The following is a 15,114-nucleotide window of genomic DNA, read 5'->3' as shown; positions in this document are numbered from 1 at the left end:
TTAGTAACGAAGAGAGTATGTCTCGGAGTCGGACACAACATACCGAAGCGGATTCGGCCGCCATTCTCGCCGCACTGGGGAACAAATACAGTGCGGAAATCCTCTGTGCAGCCGGAACGCCGAAATCTGCGCAGGCGCTGAGCGAAGACATCGAGATCCCGATTGCAACCTGCTATCGCCGGATCGAGGAACTCGTCGACGCCGGTCTGTTGACCTGCGAGGGACGACAGCTCTCCGAAGAAGGGCGACGGACGAATATCTACCGCCGCACGCTCGACGAGATCGAAATCGACTTCTCCGACGAGACGCCCGCGTTCTCCCGGAAACGCCGCACGGAAGCCAAAAACCGACTGCAGGACCAGCTCACCGACTGAGGACGGTCGGACGAGGGACTCGTCGGAACGTAACCTGACTCGAGCAAGTAGCCTACCGACTACTGTCACTGAGGATTTCTGATCGTCCCCTCGTTCTCGAGCGAACGCCTCTGTCAGCAGACAGCACTCGATTTCTCCCGAGAACCGTTCGACTCGCTCGTAGGAAGCCGGCCCGCGATCGAGGATACTCGGCCATCTTTAAGTATTCTCGAGAGGATACTGAGATATGACCGAACCAGCTGCGGAGCGCGACGCCTCTGACCCTGTAACGGACGACGGGATCGTCGGAACCCCTCGCGTTCTCCGCGTCGGGCACGATCGGCCGATCCGGATCAGCGCCGGCCACCGCCTCCAACACCACGACGGCAAGTGTTCGCGACCGCACGGACACAACTACGAGGTCGCCGTCACCGTCACGGGAACGCTGACGGAAGAGGGGTGGGTCGCCGACAAAGGAGATATTACCGACGTGATCTCCGAGTGGGACCACATGTTCCTGCTCGAGGCCGGCGATCCCCTCGTCGAGGCCTTCGAAGCGGCCGGGGACGACGACGGGGTCGTCATCCTCGAGCAGCCGCCGACGGCTGAAGTGATGAGCGTGCTCCTCGAGCGGAAACTCGCGGCGGCGCTGCCCGAGACGGTGACCGACGTGGCGGTCCGGGTCAGCGAGACGAGCGAACTCTGTGGGGGGAGCGAGCGCTGAGATGCCGGTTTCCGATTCCGTCGACCGCGAGGCCGGCACCGAGACCGATTCGGGAGCCGACGACGGCGACCGCCCCGAGGGGCTGCCGATCAACGAACTGTTCTACTCCCTACAGGGAGAGGGCACGCTCGCCGGCGTCCCCTCGGTGTTCGTCCGTACGAGCGGCTGTAACCTCCGGTGTTGGTTCTGTGACTCCTATCACACGTCGTGGGAACCCACCCATGCGTGGCTGGGACTCGAGGAGATCCTCGCCGAAATCGAGTCCCACGACGCCGACCACGTCGTCCTGACCGGTGGAGAGCCGCTGCTCCACGAGGAAAGCGCCGCCTTACTCGAGGCCCTCGACGACCGGGGCTATCACACGACCGTCGAGACCAACGGCACGATCTATCGCGACGCGCCGATCGATCTCGCCTCGATCAGCCCGAAACTCGAGAGCAGTACGCCGACGCCCGAGCGCGACCCCAAAGGCGAGGGCGAGTGGGAACAGCGCCACGAGCGCGACCGGATCGATATGGACGCGCTGGCGCGGCTCGTGGCAGACTACGAGTTCCAACTCAAGTTCGTCGTGACCGACGCCGAAGACATGCCGGAGATCCTCGCCCTGCTCGACGACCTCCGCGACGCCGCCGACGTGCCGATCCGTGACGACGACGTACTCCTGATGCCCGAGGGCGCGACCCGCGACCGACTCACGGAGACCCGCACCCGCGTCGCCGAGCTCGCGATGGAACACGGCTTCCGGTACACGCCGCGACTGCACGTCGACCTTTGGAACGACGCGCCCGAAACCTGAGACTGCGAGCGACCTATGACCGACACCACTGACACCGACGACACCGCGGCCGACGAATCGGCTTCCGAACGCAAACGCGCCGTCGTCCTCCTCTCGGGGGGCATGGACAGCGCCACCGCCGCCTACGCGGCTCGCCAGCGGGGCTACGAGATCTACGCCCTGCATACCTCCTACGGCCAGCGGACCGAGGACCGCGAACTCGAGTGTGCCCGCCTGCTCGCCGACGAACTCGACGCGGCCGACTTCCTGCGACTCGAGACCGACCACCTCTCGGCGATCGGGGCCTCGAGTCTCACCGACGAGGAGATGGCCGTCGCGGACGCCGACCTCGAGAGCGAGGAAATTCCGACGTCGTATGTTCCGTTCCGGAACGCGAACCTGCTCGCGATGGCGGTCTCCTACGCCGAAGCCAACGACTGTGAGGCGGTCTTCATCGGCGCGCACAGCGAGGACTTCTCGGGCTACCCCGATTGTCGTCCCGAATTCTTCGAGGCCTTCGAGACTCTGGTCGACGTCGGCACGAAACCCGACACCGAGATTTCGATCGAAGCCCCGTTCGTCGAGCACTCGAAGACCGACATTGCTGAGCGCGGCGTCGACCTCGGGGTTCCCTACGAACACACGTGGAGTTGCTACCGCGAGAACGAACCCGCGTGTGGCACCTGCGATGCCTGTGCGTTCCGGCTACAGGCGTTCCAGAATATCGGCGTCCGCGACCCGATCGAGTACGCCGAGCGCCCGTCGTACGTCGACGGCGATTCGTAGGGCTACATCGTCGCCCCGTTCTCGCGTTCGCCGGTCGATGGAAACCTTCACCAGTCAACGCGTTGAACAAACCGCTAAGGTTACAATGCTGGATTGGTTCCGAGACGAAGACGGCGGCTGGCAAATCCTGGACGGCCGACGCGGCGAGTTCGTGGCGTTGCTCGTCGGATTCCCGCTTTACCTCGTCTACATTCGCTGGGATATCGGGCTCCCGAAACCCCTCGAGTACTGGCCGGCGGTGCTCCTCGGCGCGTGCTGCGGGTTGCTCTACGTAACCACCTATCGGGACCGCATCGCCGACCGCGTTTCCGACTACACACCTGACTGGGCCGACGCGGGGCAACTCCTCTCGCTCCTCCTCGGCGGGGCCGGTCTGAGCCTCCTCAGGCTCGTCCACATCGCCGATCCGACGCTGGTGTTCCTGCTTTCGGCGTGCGGTACGATCCTGCTGTGTTACGCCGTCAGGCTGTGCTCGCCGGTCCACCCCGGCCTCGAGCCGCCGCCTCGCGGGGCCGACCCGCCGCCGGCGGTCGACGGGACGGACGCCAGCGTCGATCGCTGAGACCGCTCGGCGCTACCACGCGGCCTCGAGCACCGCTTCGATTTCGTCGATCGAGGGGTCCAGCCCCGGCGGCGCGTTCGCCATGAACGGGTCGTTCAGGATCGACTCCGCGACCGCGGTGAATTCCGCGGGCTCCGGGCCGTCGACCTCGCGGAGTCGCGAGGGCAGGTCGAGTCCGTCCCGGATTTCCGTAACCGCGTCGACGACCGCTGCCTCCCGATCCGCGGCGTTGTCGACGCCGAGCGCGTTCGCGAGCATCCCCGCCCGGGCGTCCACGCCGTCCTGATCGAACAGATACTCGAGGACGTGGGGGACGACGACGCCGTGGGCGGCCCCCTGCTGGACATCGTACGTCCGCGTGAGCCCGTGGCCGAAGGCGTGAACGATCGAGGCCGTCGTCTCGCCGGGCCGCGAGATGCCGTACTGGACGAGCACGATCCCCTCGAGAATCGTCTCGAACGTGTCGATATCGCGGTCCCCGTCGCCGAACGCGTCGAGTCCGTCCGCGAGTTTCTCGAGGCCGTGTCTGGCCGTCGCGTCGGTTATCGGCGTCGCGTTGCTCGCGTAGAGCGTCTCGATGCCCTTGTCGAAGCCGTTCATCGCCGAGCCCGCGAGCACCGACTCGGGCGTAGTCGCGACCAGTTCAGGATCGTAGAGCGCGGTCGCGGGCATCAATCCGGGATCGGAGAGTCCACCGCCGATTTCCTGGTCGACCAACCCCGAGTCGGGCGAGGCGGTGACCCCGGCCACCATCGAGAGGTCCGCGCCTGCGAGCGTAGTGGGAACCGTGACAATCGGGACCAATCCCTCGTCGGGCACCGAAAGCGTACCCGACTCGGCGAACTCCCGGCCGGCGGCCGCCGGGCCTCGCTTGGTCGCTGCGAGGACACTGATGACCTTCGCAACGTCGAGGCTGCTGCCGCCGCCGAGGCTCACGAGCGCGTCAGCGTCGACGTCCTCGAGTCGGTCGCGGCCCTCGAGGGCCGTCTCGAGGCGCTTCTCCGGCGTCGTCTCGTCGAAGACGCCGGCGAGCCGATCACCGAGCCCCGATTTCACCGGGTCGGTCACCGCGGGCGTTTCGCCTACCGTCGAGCCACAGACGACCAGCGCGCGCTCGAGGCCCTGCGCCTCGAGTTCGGCCGCGAGGTCGTCGACGCAGCCGGCACCGAATTTGATGGTCGGTGGCTCGTACTCGAACCGAAAGGACCGGTCGCGGTCGCTCGAACGAGACGGGGTCATGACCGTTCGTACGGCCGGCGCGTTGTTAAAAGGGACGCGGCGGCGCTCCGCTCGACGGCACCATCAGACGCTAAAATCGATACTGAGTCGCCGTTCGGCTCGGTCGGCCCACGGCCGCAAGATCGCGTGGACCGCCTCGTTCATCGGCGCGTCGACGCCCGCTTCCTCGGCGTGGCGGACGACGGAGCCGTGCAGCGCCTCGAGTTCGAGTCGCTTGTCGTGGGTTAGATCGTAGTGTAGCGACGAGTACATCTCGGAATCCAGATCGCGCGCGAACTCGAGCCACTCCTCGACGGTGTCTGCGGGGAGGTCGACGCCCTCGGCCCTGCCGACGGCACAGACCTCTTCGATGAGCCGGCGGTACATCGCCTACGAGGCGTCGGTCTCGCGGAGTTCGCCGACCGGCAGTCGAGTCGTCGCGGTCATCCCCGCCTGTGCGCAGATGAACGCGAACTTGCGCCAGAGTTCGACCCGGATGTCCGCGGCGAGTACCGCGTCGACGCCCTCGCTCTCGGAGAGGGCCGCGTCGAGTTCCTCGATTCGGTCGGTCCGCTCGCCGTCGAGTTCGCCGTAGACGAACCGCGCCGGGCCGCCGGTGTGCTCGACGATGCCGGGCTCGCCGATAGTCGAGAAGATGTAGGCCACGCCGCCGACGACGTGGTCTGCGCCGATTCTCTCGGCCAGCCACGCCTCGTTGTCGACGCCGTTTTGGAACGAGACGACAGTCGTCTCCTCGCCGAGTAGCGGCTCGAGATCCGCCGCGGCGTCGCGCGTGTCGTGGGCCTTCACGCAGAAGAGGACGGAGTCACACGGCCCGATTTCTGCCGGGTCGTCGGTCGCCGGGAGCTCGACCGCCGTGTCCCCGCGGACGCTCTCGAGGCGCAGTCCGTCTGACTCGAGGGCGGCGAGGTGGTCGCCCCTCGCGACGAGGTGGACCTCGTGACCCGCGTCGGCGAGGCGAGCCCCGAGGTAGCCGCCGACACCGCCGGCACCGAAGACAGCGAATTTCATACGCTCCGTACGGACAGATCGGCCAAAGAGGTTGTGGGCTGGCTGGGTCGAGAGTCCGGTCGGGTCCTCGCTCGCGTCGACGGGCGGTCCGTCGAATTCGGCCACTCAGTCTTCGATCCCGTCGCGTTCGTCCGCGAGTCGCTCGAGCGCCGCCGCGAACTCCTCGCGAGTGTTGACGTTCTCGAAGGTCTCGAGGCTCGCGTATTCTCGGACCTCCTCTTCGTCGACTACGACGTAGTCGAGTTCCAACAGCGGTTCGACGATCCGCCGCTCGTCGCGCTCGAGGGCGCGCTCGCAGGCGTCGACCATCGCCGCGGTCCGGTAGACGGCCTGGGTCGTCTGGAACCACTGGTCCTCGAGTTGGGGCACCGCGGCCTCGCGGCCGGCCGCCCGCTCGAAGAGGTAGTCGACGAGGTCGGGGTCGACGAACGGCATGTCGCAGGCGACGACGACGGCGTACTCACTCGCGGCGTCCCGGAGCCCGGTCATGATGCCCGCCATCGGCCCGCGGTCGGGGACCGGATCGACCGCGACGGATACCTCCGGCCCGCCGTCGAGCGCCTCGCGGATCGTCGGCACCTGCTCGTCCCGGCAGTTGACGACCATCTCGTCGACCACCGGCTCGAGCCGATCGACCACGCGGCGGAGCATCGGCGTGCCGGCGAGGTCGGCGACGGCCTTGTCGTCGTCGCCGAAGCGGGTCGAGTGGCCGCCGGCGATGATGACACCCGAGCGCCCGACTCCCTCGGTTTCGGGGGACATAGTCGACCGTTGGGCGACCGATCGCAAAAGTGTGCGGTCGCGTTTCGGGTCGCGATCGAGCGGACCGTTTCAACCCGACAACCGCCAGAGCGCCCGGTACAGCGTCCACAGCTCGCAGTCGAAGCGATCCGCGATCGATCGGTAGCGCTCGAGGTAGCGTTCGTAGTCCGACACCGACGGCGGGTCGGGATAGGGCTGCTCGAGTTCCTCCGCGTCCCGGAGCGCCGACCACTCCCGAGGACCGGTGACCACGTATTCGTCGGGATCGACGAACATGAGGAACGCCGAGGCGACGGAAACGTCGACGGCCGCGAGGTCGGTCAGTCGATCGATCGCCTCGGCGGCGGTCGTCGCGTCGACAGCGTCGCCGATGGCGCTCCGGACCGCGTCGAAGTCGTTGCTCCGGAATCGATCCTCCGCCGCCCGTCGCTTGTCGTCGGGATAATCGCCGAGGTGGCGACGGTAGTACCACCTGACGACCCACGCCGCGTCGCGGCGGCCGTACTCACCGGTCTCGAGGGTGGCCGGAAGCGTCTCGAGGGCCTCCTGTTCGACGGCGTACAGGGGTTCTCGATCGCGGTACTCGGCCGCTCGGTTCTCGACGAGCGACCGTGTGAGTTCCATCGTGTGAACACAGGTCACGCATGTCCCTCAGCGTTTCCCTGTCGGCGGGAGTGTGGCTATCACGGCCGGGCCGGCGACGATTCGATCGCTCGATCCGTCGTTCGAAGCCACATACCGTTAGTGTGTCAGAAAGCCTCATGCATGGTCGGGTGGTGTGTTTCGTCTAACGGGTGCGATACCTGGAGGTAGTACACAATGTCCAGCGAGAAACGAGAGCCAGTCAAGACGATCTGTCCGTACTGCGGTGTCGGGTGCGGCATTCAAGTACAGCCGGGCGAGGAACCGGGGGACGTCCAGTTCATGCCTTGGGGCGACGCCCCGGTCAACGAGGGACGAATCTGCATCAAAGGCGGTGCGGCGACGGAAGTGGTCGACCACGAGGATCGACTCACCGAGCCGCGGATCAAGGAAGACGGCGAGTTCCGGGAGGCCTCCTGGGAGGAGGCTTACGAGTACATCGTCGGAGAACTCGAGCGGATTCGCGAGGAATACGGGCCGGACGCGATGGGCTTTTTTGGCTCCTCGAAGGTGATGAACGAGGAGAACTACCTCCTCCAGAAGCTGGCTCGGCGCTACGGCACCAACAACGTCGACAACTGCACGCGGATGTGCCACGCCTCGACGGTCTGGGCACTGCGGACGAGTCTAGGTGCGGGGGCGATGACAAACAGCATGCGCGATCTTCGGGAGGAGGCCGATGTCTTCTGGATTCAGGGGGCGAATCCGGGCGAGCAACATCCCATCGCCAACAGTCAGTACTTCCGGCAGGCCGTCCTCGAGGGTGCGACGGTCATTCAGGTCGATCCCCACGCGAATAAGACAACGCGGTCGTTCCAGATCGACGATACGGAGCGCCATCAGCACCTGCAGTTGAATCCGGGAACCGATATTCCGCTGCTCAATATCGTCCTCAAGACGATCCTCGAGCACCACGAGGAAAACCCCGACGACGGGTGGATCGACGAGGAATTCGTCGACGAGCGCACGGAGGGGTTCGACCATCTGAGAGAGACCCTCGAGGACTTCGATACGGAGGCCGCGGCCGAGGAGTGTGGCGTCCCGCTCGAGGAGATCGAACTCGCGGCGAAGAAGTACGCTGAGGCCGACAACGCGGCCATCTTCACCGGCATGGGGATGAGCCAGCACGCCTGCGGCGTCGACAACGTCCAAAACGAGATCAATCTGGCGCTGATCACGGGCAACCTCGGCCGGCCCGGGACGGGGGTCAACCCGCTTCGCGGGCAGAACAACGTCCAGGGGACCTGTGACGTCGGGGCGATGCCGAACGTCTTGCCGGGCTACCAACTCGTCGATGACGACGAGGCCCGCGAATCGGTCGAAGACGTGTGGGGCTTCGAGATACCCGACGAACCCGGGCTCACGAACGTCGAGATCTCCTACGAGGCGGGTGACTCGATCAAGGGCCTCTACGTCATGGGCGAAAACCCCGTGATGAGCGAGCCCGACGCCAACGCCGTCGCCGAGCGATTGGCGGACCTCGAGTTCACCGTCGTACAGGACATCTTCCACACGGAGACCGCGGACTACGCCGACGTGATCCTCCCGGCGACGACGTGGGCGGAACGCGGCGGGACCGTCACCAACACTGACCGGCGGGTCCAGCGGATGCGCGGCGTGGGGAAAGTCCACGAGAACACGAAACACGACCGGGAGATACTGAGCGAGCTCGGAACGCGGCTGTTCGGCTCCGGTGGGTTCGACTTCGAGGACCCCGAGGAGATCTTCGAGGAACTCCGGCAGGTCTGTCCCAGCTACCACGGCATGACCTACGACCTGCTCGGTGAGGAAGGACTGCACTGGCCCTGCTACGAACCCGGCGACGAGGGCGATCCGTTCCTCTACGAGCACGAGTTCGACACCGAGAGCGGCCGAGGCCACATCGAGGGCGTCGCCCACCAGCCGCCGGCCGAGACGCCCGACGACGAGTACCCGCTGATCCTCACGACCGCGCGCCTCGAGGAACACTACAACACCGGGACGATGAGCACGCGATCGCCGACGCTCAATAAGCAGACCCCGGAGAACTTCGTCGACGTACATCCCGCCGACGCCGAGCACTACGGCATCGCGGACGGCGAGTACGTCCGCCTGCGCTCGCGGCGGGGCGAGATCACGCTCGAGGCACACGTGACCGACGACACGAAGGAGGGGGTCGTCTGGACGACGCCCCACTTCGCCGCCGCCTCGGCGAACAAGCTCACGAACCACGTGCTCGACGAGCGGTCGAAGATCCCCGAGTACAAGGCCGCCGCCGCGGAAATCGACGTCGAGGTCGAACCGCTCGGTGAGACCACAGACCCCGCGGCCGGCGACGACTGAAATCGACCGGAGGAGACTGCTTATTTTTCGGCCCTCGCCTCATCGGCCACCGCCACACCGGTCAGCTCGAGCCACGGGTCGGCCGCCGACTCGGCGAGGATGCGTTCGACCACCGGTCGGTCACACCCCTCACAGACCGACCGGATGCCGATGCGGGGTCGCCGACAGCAGTGCTCGAGGCGCTCGGCAGTGGTCGGGACCTGCTCGCGACAGATCGGACACTCGTCTCGCAACAGTCGCAGCCCCGTCAGGAGGTCGCGGCGCTCGTCGACCGCGAGGTCGTCCCAGCCGTCGATCCGGGTGCGGAGTTCGGCCGCCGCAGTGAGGTCGGCCGCGAGCGCCGCGGTCGATTCCCACCGGACCCGCTCTCGGCCGTCGAGGAGGAACGCAGTCTCGCCGACCTGCTTGCTTTCCGCTCCGCCGAGCATCGACCCGACCTCGGCCGCGCTCGAGTCGGCCGCGTCGGTCCTCGAGAGGCGGTCGTCCCACCGCCGTCGGAACGCGGGATCGAGTCGAATCGCGCCCTCGTCGGCCGTCACAATGCCGGCGGCGGTCAGGGTGCTCACGAGTTCGTCGGGGGAGACCGTCTCGATCGTCGGGTTGGCCGCTGTCGACTTGCCGAATCGCTCGAGAACGCGATCCGGGAGATACCGTCGGGTGATCGCCGGCGTGCCCGGGACGAGGTAGCCCCGGATGCGGATGAGCACCAGGCAGACGCCGAACGCGAGCGCGCCGGCGACTGCCGAGCCCGCGAGGGCGAGGCCGGCCGCGAGGGCGGCAGCGATGGCGACGTTCACCGCGGTACACGGCAGACACCGGTTGGAACCGGTGTACGCGGGCTGCTCGAGTCGGGCGAGCGTCTCGGGGATGTCGACCATCGGCGGTCTCGTGTACGCGTCGAACGATCAAAAAGCGCCACCGTGCTCGCTGGGAGACAGGGGAGCGTATAATGCCGTCCAAGGTATTTTACCTGTTTAATGAACACACTCATTTAGCCCGTTTCGAGCGGCCCCGAATCCATTGGTAAGTATTATCAAATCACGGGGTGGCGTCAACTGTGCCGTGGTATCATGGCACAAGTATCCACTGCCTCAGACATGACGGTCGCGGAACAACGCGATCTGGCGACGACCCTCGGCGTCGACACCCCAGGGGACGGGGCGATCACGTGGGAGCGACTCGCAGGACAGATCGAAGCACAGTCCGACTCGATGTTCGCCTCTCGCGGCGACGCGATTCGGGCCGATCTCGCCGGGCGACTCGATCGGGAGTTACTCGAGCGAGAACGGGAGGCCATCGCGGACGAGATCGGCCGTTTGCCGACCGTTCGCGACGGGGACATCCCGGACGAACCACACGGACTGTATACAGCGGTCGCTGAGCCCGGGTGGCGTCTCTACGACCACCTGCTCGAGGTCGGGTTCTTCGAGAGCCTCGACGAGAACCTGCCGCGGTTTACGGCGGCGCACGTCGAGACGACGGCGCGCGAACTAATTCTGGCCGACCCTCTGTCGTCGGCGCTCGACGAAGTCGGCTTCGACGAGTCGGAGAAAACGGCGCTGCTGGTCGATGTCACGAACAACGACGAGCGGCTGGCCCGCTGGGTGCCGTCGAATCAGATCCCGGCTGACGTCGAGTTCGAGACCGACACCGTCCCGCCGCTCCACCAGCGCGCGATGGGCGGGGCGCTGCTGTGGATCCGCGGGCTCGACAGACACCTCTGGCAGAACGAGGTGCTGATCACCGACGAGATCCTCGACGCGGCGGTCAGGTACGTCAAGGCGATGCTGGGCGGGCTGTTCGTCTCAGCGACCGCGGCCTGCGATCTCGCCGGCGAGGAACGCGTTACGGACGAACAGCTGACGGCCGCGTTCACTGCGGGCTCTGCCGTCCAGATCGTCAGTCAGGAGGAGCTGCTGCATACCGTCTTCTACATCACCGACGAGATGCGCGCTCCGAGCGAACTGAGGTGATCACGCATGGCACTACGCAACGACAGGGCCGTACAGGCCGCACGGGATATCGAACTGCGAGAGATCGAGGACGGCTATACGCTGGTCGGCGGGCCCGATGAGTCGGTCACCGAACAACACGACACCGACCGCATTCCGGAGGTCGACGTCGATCAGGCAATGCTGAGCGAGACGGGCGAGGACCCCGAGTCCTGGCTCATGTACGGCGGGAACTACGAACAACACCGAGCCACGCCCGCCGACACCATTACGCCCGAGAACGTCTCCGATCTCGAGCTCGAGTACGAGCTGTCCGTCGGCACCGGCTCGAGCATGGAGGGGACGCCCATCGTGATTCCGGGGGACCCGCCGATCATGTACCAGACGAACGGACCCAATCACATGAAGGCGATCGACCCCCGCGAGGGGGAGGTCCTCTGGAGTTACACCTACGCGCCGCCGATCGGGGTCGAACTGTGCTGTGACGACAACAACCGCGGGGCCGCCGTTCTCGGCGACAAGGTCTACATGACGACGCTCGATTCCGGCGTCGTCGCGCTGGACCGCTACACCGGAGAGGAGGTCTGGCACACCCAGACCGCCGACCACGAGGCCGGCTACTCGGCGACGTGGGCCCCGGTGATCCACGACAGCACGATCTACACGGGCAGCGCCGGCGGCGAGTACGGCGTCATCGGGTTCATCGCAGCCCTCGACGCTGAGAGCGGCGAGATACGGTGGCGAAAGCACACGCTGCCCGAAGACGAGTGGGTCGGCGAGAGCCGCACCCACGGCTGCGGGACGAGTTGGATGACGCCGACGATCGACGAGGAACGCGGCGTCCTCCACTCGCCGGTGGCGAACCCCGGTCCCGACTTCGACGGGACGGTCCGCCCGGGGCCGAACTTCCCGACCTGCGGGACGATCACGATGAACCTCGAGGACGGCGAGACAGAATGGGGGTTCCAGAGCAGCCCCCATGACGTCTGGGACTACGACGCGGCCGCGCCGCGGGTACTGCTTCGAGACGTGGAAGTCGAGGGCGGCTCGATGGACATGGTCGTCGGCTCGGACAAATCCGGCTGGGTGTACATGATGGACGCCGAGTCGGGCAAGCTCCACGAGCGCAGCGAGGAGATCTGCCAGCACATCAATATGTGGGAGATGATCCCTCACATTAGCGAGGACGAGCGGGTGCCGTTCGTCCCCGGCGCGCCCGGGGGCAACGACTGGCAGCCGCCGTCGTACAACCCGGCGACGGGGCTGGTGTACGTCATCCACCAGAACTACCCGCAGGACCTCTACTGGCGCTACGAGGAGTTCAGCGAGGGCAACCCCTACTGGGGCGGCGGCCTGGACGATCCGGCCAGCGAGTTCCCCGACGAGTGGAACGGCAACATTACCGCCTTCGCGGCGGTCGATCCGTCGACCGGCGAGCGCGTCTGGCGCGACTGGATCGAGAGCGAAGACGAGTTCTACATGTGGGGCGGCTCGCTGTCGACGGCGACCGGACTCGTGTTCAACGGAACCCAAAACGGCGTCTTCGTCGCGTACGACGGCGAGAGCGGCGACCGCCTCTGGGAACACCAGTTCGACGTCCCGATCAGCGCCTCGCCGATGAGCTGGTACGACCCCGGCGAGGAGAAACAGTACGTCGCCGTGCAGGTCGGCGGCAGCGGCTGGCTCCGACAGGGAACCCGCGGCGACACGCTCGCCGTGTTCTCGATAGACGCCTGAACACCACGACAGGACAACACAACAATGTCAAACGAAAACCAATCTCGCGAAGACGTTTCCCGTCGCGGGGTACTGAAGGGGGCCGCGGTCACCGGCACGGTCGCGATGACCGGCACTGCCGGCGCTTACCGCGACGAGATCGATTTCCGGCTTCCGGCCACGCAGAACGATGGTGAGGGCCGAACGCTGTCCTTGCTCGGCATCGTCGGCGGCTGGCAGGGCGTCGCACCGGCGGAAATCGACGGCGCCTCGAACCCGCCGCTGCGGCTGATCGAAGGTGAGGAGAACGAAATCGTCTGGACGAACGGCGACGGCTCGCGCCACAACTTCACGATCGAGGGCGAGAACGGCGAAGTCGTCCAAGCGACCGACTTCGTCGAGGAGCAAGGCGAATCCACCTCGCTCACGATCACTCCCGAGGAGCCGCTCGCACAATACTACTGCGTCCCGCACCCGGTCCAGATGCGCGGCCCGGTCGAACTGATCAGTCCGGACGAGGTCCACGAACTGCGAGTACAGGTCGAAGACGAGAGCGGCGAGCCGCTCGGTGCCGAGGTGTTCGTCGGGGAGGAACACGCGTTCTCCGACGTCGCCGCACGACCGGAGCCGCCGGAGAACGAACAGCAGACGCAACGAGAGCCCGGCGACGACGAGGGCGGAAACGAGTCGGATGGTAACGAAACGGAGACCGACGACGTTCAGGAGGAAGAGACGCCGGCCGCGGAGGACGCCCCGGCCGTCGCTCGCTTCGACATGCTCGAGGACGGCGAGTACGACCTCGAGGTCTGGACCTACGGCCACGAACGGGTGACCGATACGGTGGCGATCGACGGTGACGACACTGAGGTCACCGTCACGCTCCCGGCGATCGAGCCGGGAGAACCGACCGAGACCTACTCGCTGACACTCGAGGAGGGCCAGTGGGTCGGACAGGAGCCAGAGGCCATCGCCGACGAGACGAACCCCACCCTCGAGTTCGAGGCGGGCGAGACCTACGCGATCGAGTGGGAGAACGCGATCGGGCGACGCCAGCCCGACCGAGAGAACCGAACCTTCGAACCGCTGCCCGGCCACAACTTCGTGGTCGCCAGCGACGGCGACACGAACCAGTGGAACACCTACGTCCGCTCTGCCTTCCTCGACGAGGAAGGCGACACGCAGTCCGTCGAGTTCGTCGCCGAGGAGGACATGGGCGTCTACCTCGACCAATCCCAACTCGAGGCGGTCGGCGAGATCAACGTCGAGTAGCTCGTCGACCCGCCGATCAACCGCTCCGCTTTTTTTTTCCCGCTCGCCTCGAGAGGCACCACGAGTCGAACTGACGCCTCAGTCCGCCGGCTCGCCGCCGCGCTCGCGCTCGAGGGTCGTCAGGGCGACCCCCGCGATCACGACGAGGCCGCCGGCGATCGTGATCGCGTCGGGGACCTCCGCGAGCAAGACGACCGCGAGTAGGGTCGCGCCCACCGGCTCGCCGAGCCACGCGACGCTGACGACGACCGACTCGAGGTGCTCGAGGACCCAGTTGCTCACCGTGTGGCCGAAGACGCCGGGGCCGACGGCCAGCCCGAGGAAGCACAGCCACTCGCGGGGCGGGTAGCCGACGTAGCTGTGGCCCTGCAGGCCGACGAGACAGCACAGCGCGAGCACGCAGACGCCGTAGACGACGGTCACGTAGGGAAACAGCGGCACGCGCTGGCGGATCGAGCGGCCGGCGAGCACGTAGCCGGCGACGGTCACCGCGCCCACCACGGCGAGGGCGTTGCCGTACGGCGTCGCGCCGGAGAGGGCCCCACTCCCGGCGTCGCCGAGCGACATCGCGGCGGCCCCGACGATCGCGACGGCGATGCCCGCTACCGTCGCGCGGCCGATCCGCTCGCCGAGGAAGAACCTCGCACCGAGGGCCACGAAGATCGGTTGGGTCTGGACGAGCGTGACACTCGCCGCGACCGTGGTGTGCTCGAGGCTCTCGAACCACGCCGCGAAGTGGACCGCGAGCGCGAGGCCGGCGACGGCGGCACCCGCCAGATCGCGCCGCGAGAGTCGCCCGAAGGCCGCGCGGTGTCGGGTCACGGCAAGGGGCGCGACCAGCACCGTCGTAAAGAGGACCCGGTAGAAGGCCGCGACCGAACTCGGGGCCGCGCTCCAGCGAACCAGAATCGCGCTAGTGCTCGTCGCGAACACCGCGACGGCGAGGGCGACCGCCGGCGTGACCTCGAGGTCGAGATTCACACGTGATCGCACTCGCTCGA

16 protein-coding genes are annotated in these 15,114 nt (G+C 66.6%); 9 read left to right on the top strand and 7 right to left on the bottom strand.

Annotation, left to right across the window (positions count from 1 at the left end):
- Positions 1–17 precede the first annotated feature (17 nt).
- The 5 genes from ACJYUO_RS02545 to ACJYUO_RS02525 all read left to right on the top strand — a co-directional run bounded on the left by ACJYUO_RS02545 (position 18) and on the right by ACJYUO_RS02525 (position 3,200).
- Positions 18–374, top strand: a complete 357-nt coding sequence (locus tag ACJYUO_RS02545) for a helix-turn-helix domain-containing protein (protein WP_494343841.1) — start codon at positions 18–20, stop codon at positions 372–374.
- Positions 375–600: 226 nt separating this feature from the next.
- The gene (locus ACJYUO_RS02540; protein ID WP_494343840.1) at positions 601–1,077 is read left to right on the top strand and encodes a 6-pyruvoyl trahydropterin synthase family protein; all 477 of its coding nucleotides are present in this window, start codon (positions 601–603) and stop codon (positions 1,075–1,077) included.
- 1 nt (position 1,078) lies between these two features.
- A complete protein-coding gene (locus tag ACJYUO_RS02535; protein WP_494343839.1) occupies positions 1,079–1,873 on the top strand; it encodes a 7-carboxy-7-deazaguanine synthase QueE in 795 nt (264 codons plus the stop codon).
- Between the two features lie 15 nt (positions 1,874–1,888).
- The gene (queC, locus tag ACJYUO_RS02530) at positions 1,889–2,638 is read left to right on the top strand and encodes a 7-cyano-7-deazaguanine synthase QueC (protein WP_494343838.1); all 750 of its coding nucleotides are present in this window, start codon (positions 1,889–1,891) and stop codon (positions 2,636–2,638) included.
- An 85-nt stretch (positions 2,639–2,723) separates the two neighbouring features.
- The gene (locus tag ACJYUO_RS02525) at positions 2,724–3,200 is read left to right on the top strand and encodes a hypothetical protein (RefSeq protein ID WP_494343837.1); all 477 of its coding nucleotides are present in this window, start codon (positions 2,724–2,726) and stop codon (positions 3,198–3,200) included.
- A 12-nt stretch (positions 3,201–3,212) separates the two neighbouring features.
- Here the strand turns inward: ACJYUO_RS02525 and ACJYUO_RS02520 are convergent, their stop codons facing one another.
- The 5 genes from ACJYUO_RS02520 to ACJYUO_RS02500 form a co-directional block, all read right to left on the bottom strand.
- On the bottom strand, positions 3,213–4,439 hold the full coding sequence (locus ACJYUO_RS02520) for an iron-containing alcohol dehydrogenase family protein (protein WP_494343836.1): 1,227 nt from the start codon (positions 4,437–4,439) through the stop codon (positions 3,213–3,215).
- Positions 4,440–4,502: 63 nt separating this feature from the next.
- Positions 4,503–4,805 carry a ketopantoate reductase family protein gene (locus tag ACJYUO_RS02515; protein ID WP_494343835.1) on the bottom strand — a complete coding sequence of 101 codons (303 nt, stop codon included), beginning with the start codon at positions 4,803–4,805 and terminating at the stop codon, positions 4,503–4,505.
- Between the two features lie 3 nt (positions 4,806–4,808).
- The gene (locus ACJYUO_RS02510) at positions 4,809–5,450 is read right to left on the bottom strand and encodes a ketopantoate reductase family protein (RefSeq protein ID WP_494343834.1); all 642 of its coding nucleotides are present in this window, start codon (positions 5,448–5,450) and stop codon (positions 4,809–4,811) included.
- A gap of 105 nt (positions 5,451–5,555) precedes the next feature.
- Entirely contained in the window at positions 5,556–6,212 is a 657-nt protein-coding gene (locus ACJYUO_RS02505; RefSeq protein ID WP_494343833.1) for a molybdenum cofactor guanylyltransferase, read from the bottom strand.
- 69 nt (positions 6,213–6,281) lie between these two features.
- A complete protein-coding gene (locus ACJYUO_RS02500) occupies positions 6,282–6,836 on the bottom strand; it encodes a hypothetical protein (protein ID WP_494343832.1) in 555 nt (184 codons plus the stop codon).
- Between the two features lie 195 nt (positions 6,837–7,031).
- Here ACJYUO_RS02500 and fdhF point away from each other — a divergent pair, with 195 nt between their 5' ends.
- Positions 7,032–9,176 carry a formate dehydrogenase subunit alpha gene (gene fdhF, locus ACJYUO_RS02495; RefSeq protein WP_494343831.1) on the top strand — a complete coding sequence of 715 codons (2,145 nt, stop codon included), beginning with the start codon at positions 7,032–7,034 and terminating at the stop codon, positions 9,174–9,176.
- 20 nt (positions 9,177–9,196) lie between these two features.
- Here the strand turns inward: fdhF and ACJYUO_RS02490 are convergent, their stop codons facing one another.
- Positions 9,197–10,054, bottom strand: coding sequence for a DUF8054 domain-containing protein (locus ACJYUO_RS02490; RefSeq protein WP_494343830.1), 858 nt, complete (start codon positions 10,052–10,054; stop codon positions 9,197–9,199).
- 192 nt (positions 10,055–10,246) lie between these two features.
- On the opposite strand from ACJYUO_RS02490, the gene ACJYUO_RS02485 reads away from it, so the two are divergent.
- Genes ACJYUO_RS02485 through ACJYUO_RS02475 form a run of 3 tightly spaced genes read left to right on the top strand, consistent with a single transcriptional unit; the run spans position 10,247 to position 14,113 of the window.
- Positions 10,247–11,149 (top strand): hypothetical protein, encoded by a 903-nt coding sequence (locus ACJYUO_RS02485; RefSeq protein ID WP_494343829.1) that lies wholly within the window; start codon positions 10,247–10,249, stop codon positions 11,147–11,149.
- A gap of 6 nt (positions 11,150–11,155) precedes the next feature.
- The gene (locus tag ACJYUO_RS02480; protein WP_494343828.1) at positions 11,156–12,865 is read left to right on the top strand and encodes a pyrroloquinoline quinone-dependent dehydrogenase; all 1,710 of its coding nucleotides are present in this window, start codon (positions 11,156–11,158) and stop codon (positions 12,863–12,865) included.
- A 24-nt stretch (positions 12,866–12,889) separates the two neighbouring features.
- The gene (locus tag ACJYUO_RS02475; protein ID WP_494343827.1) at positions 12,890–14,113 is read left to right on the top strand and encodes a plastocyanin/azurin family copper-binding protein; all 1,224 of its coding nucleotides are present in this window, start codon (positions 12,890–12,892) and stop codon (positions 14,111–14,113) included.
- A 78-nt stretch (positions 14,114–14,191) separates the two neighbouring features.
- On the opposite strand, the gene ACJYUO_RS02470 is transcribed toward ACJYUO_RS02475, so the two are convergent.
- Positions 14,192–15,094 carry a DMT family transporter gene (locus tag ACJYUO_RS02470; RefSeq protein WP_494343826.1) on the bottom strand — a complete coding sequence of 301 codons (903 nt, stop codon included), beginning with the start codon at positions 15,092–15,094 and terminating at the stop codon, positions 14,192–14,194.
- Positions 15,095–15,114: the final 20 nt, after the last annotated feature.

This window comes from Natrinema sp. CRL1 (assembly GCF_059162405.1).
The sequence above is the reverse complement of the archived record's forward strand: the minus strand, read 5'-3'. Positions and strand labels throughout refer to the sequence as shown.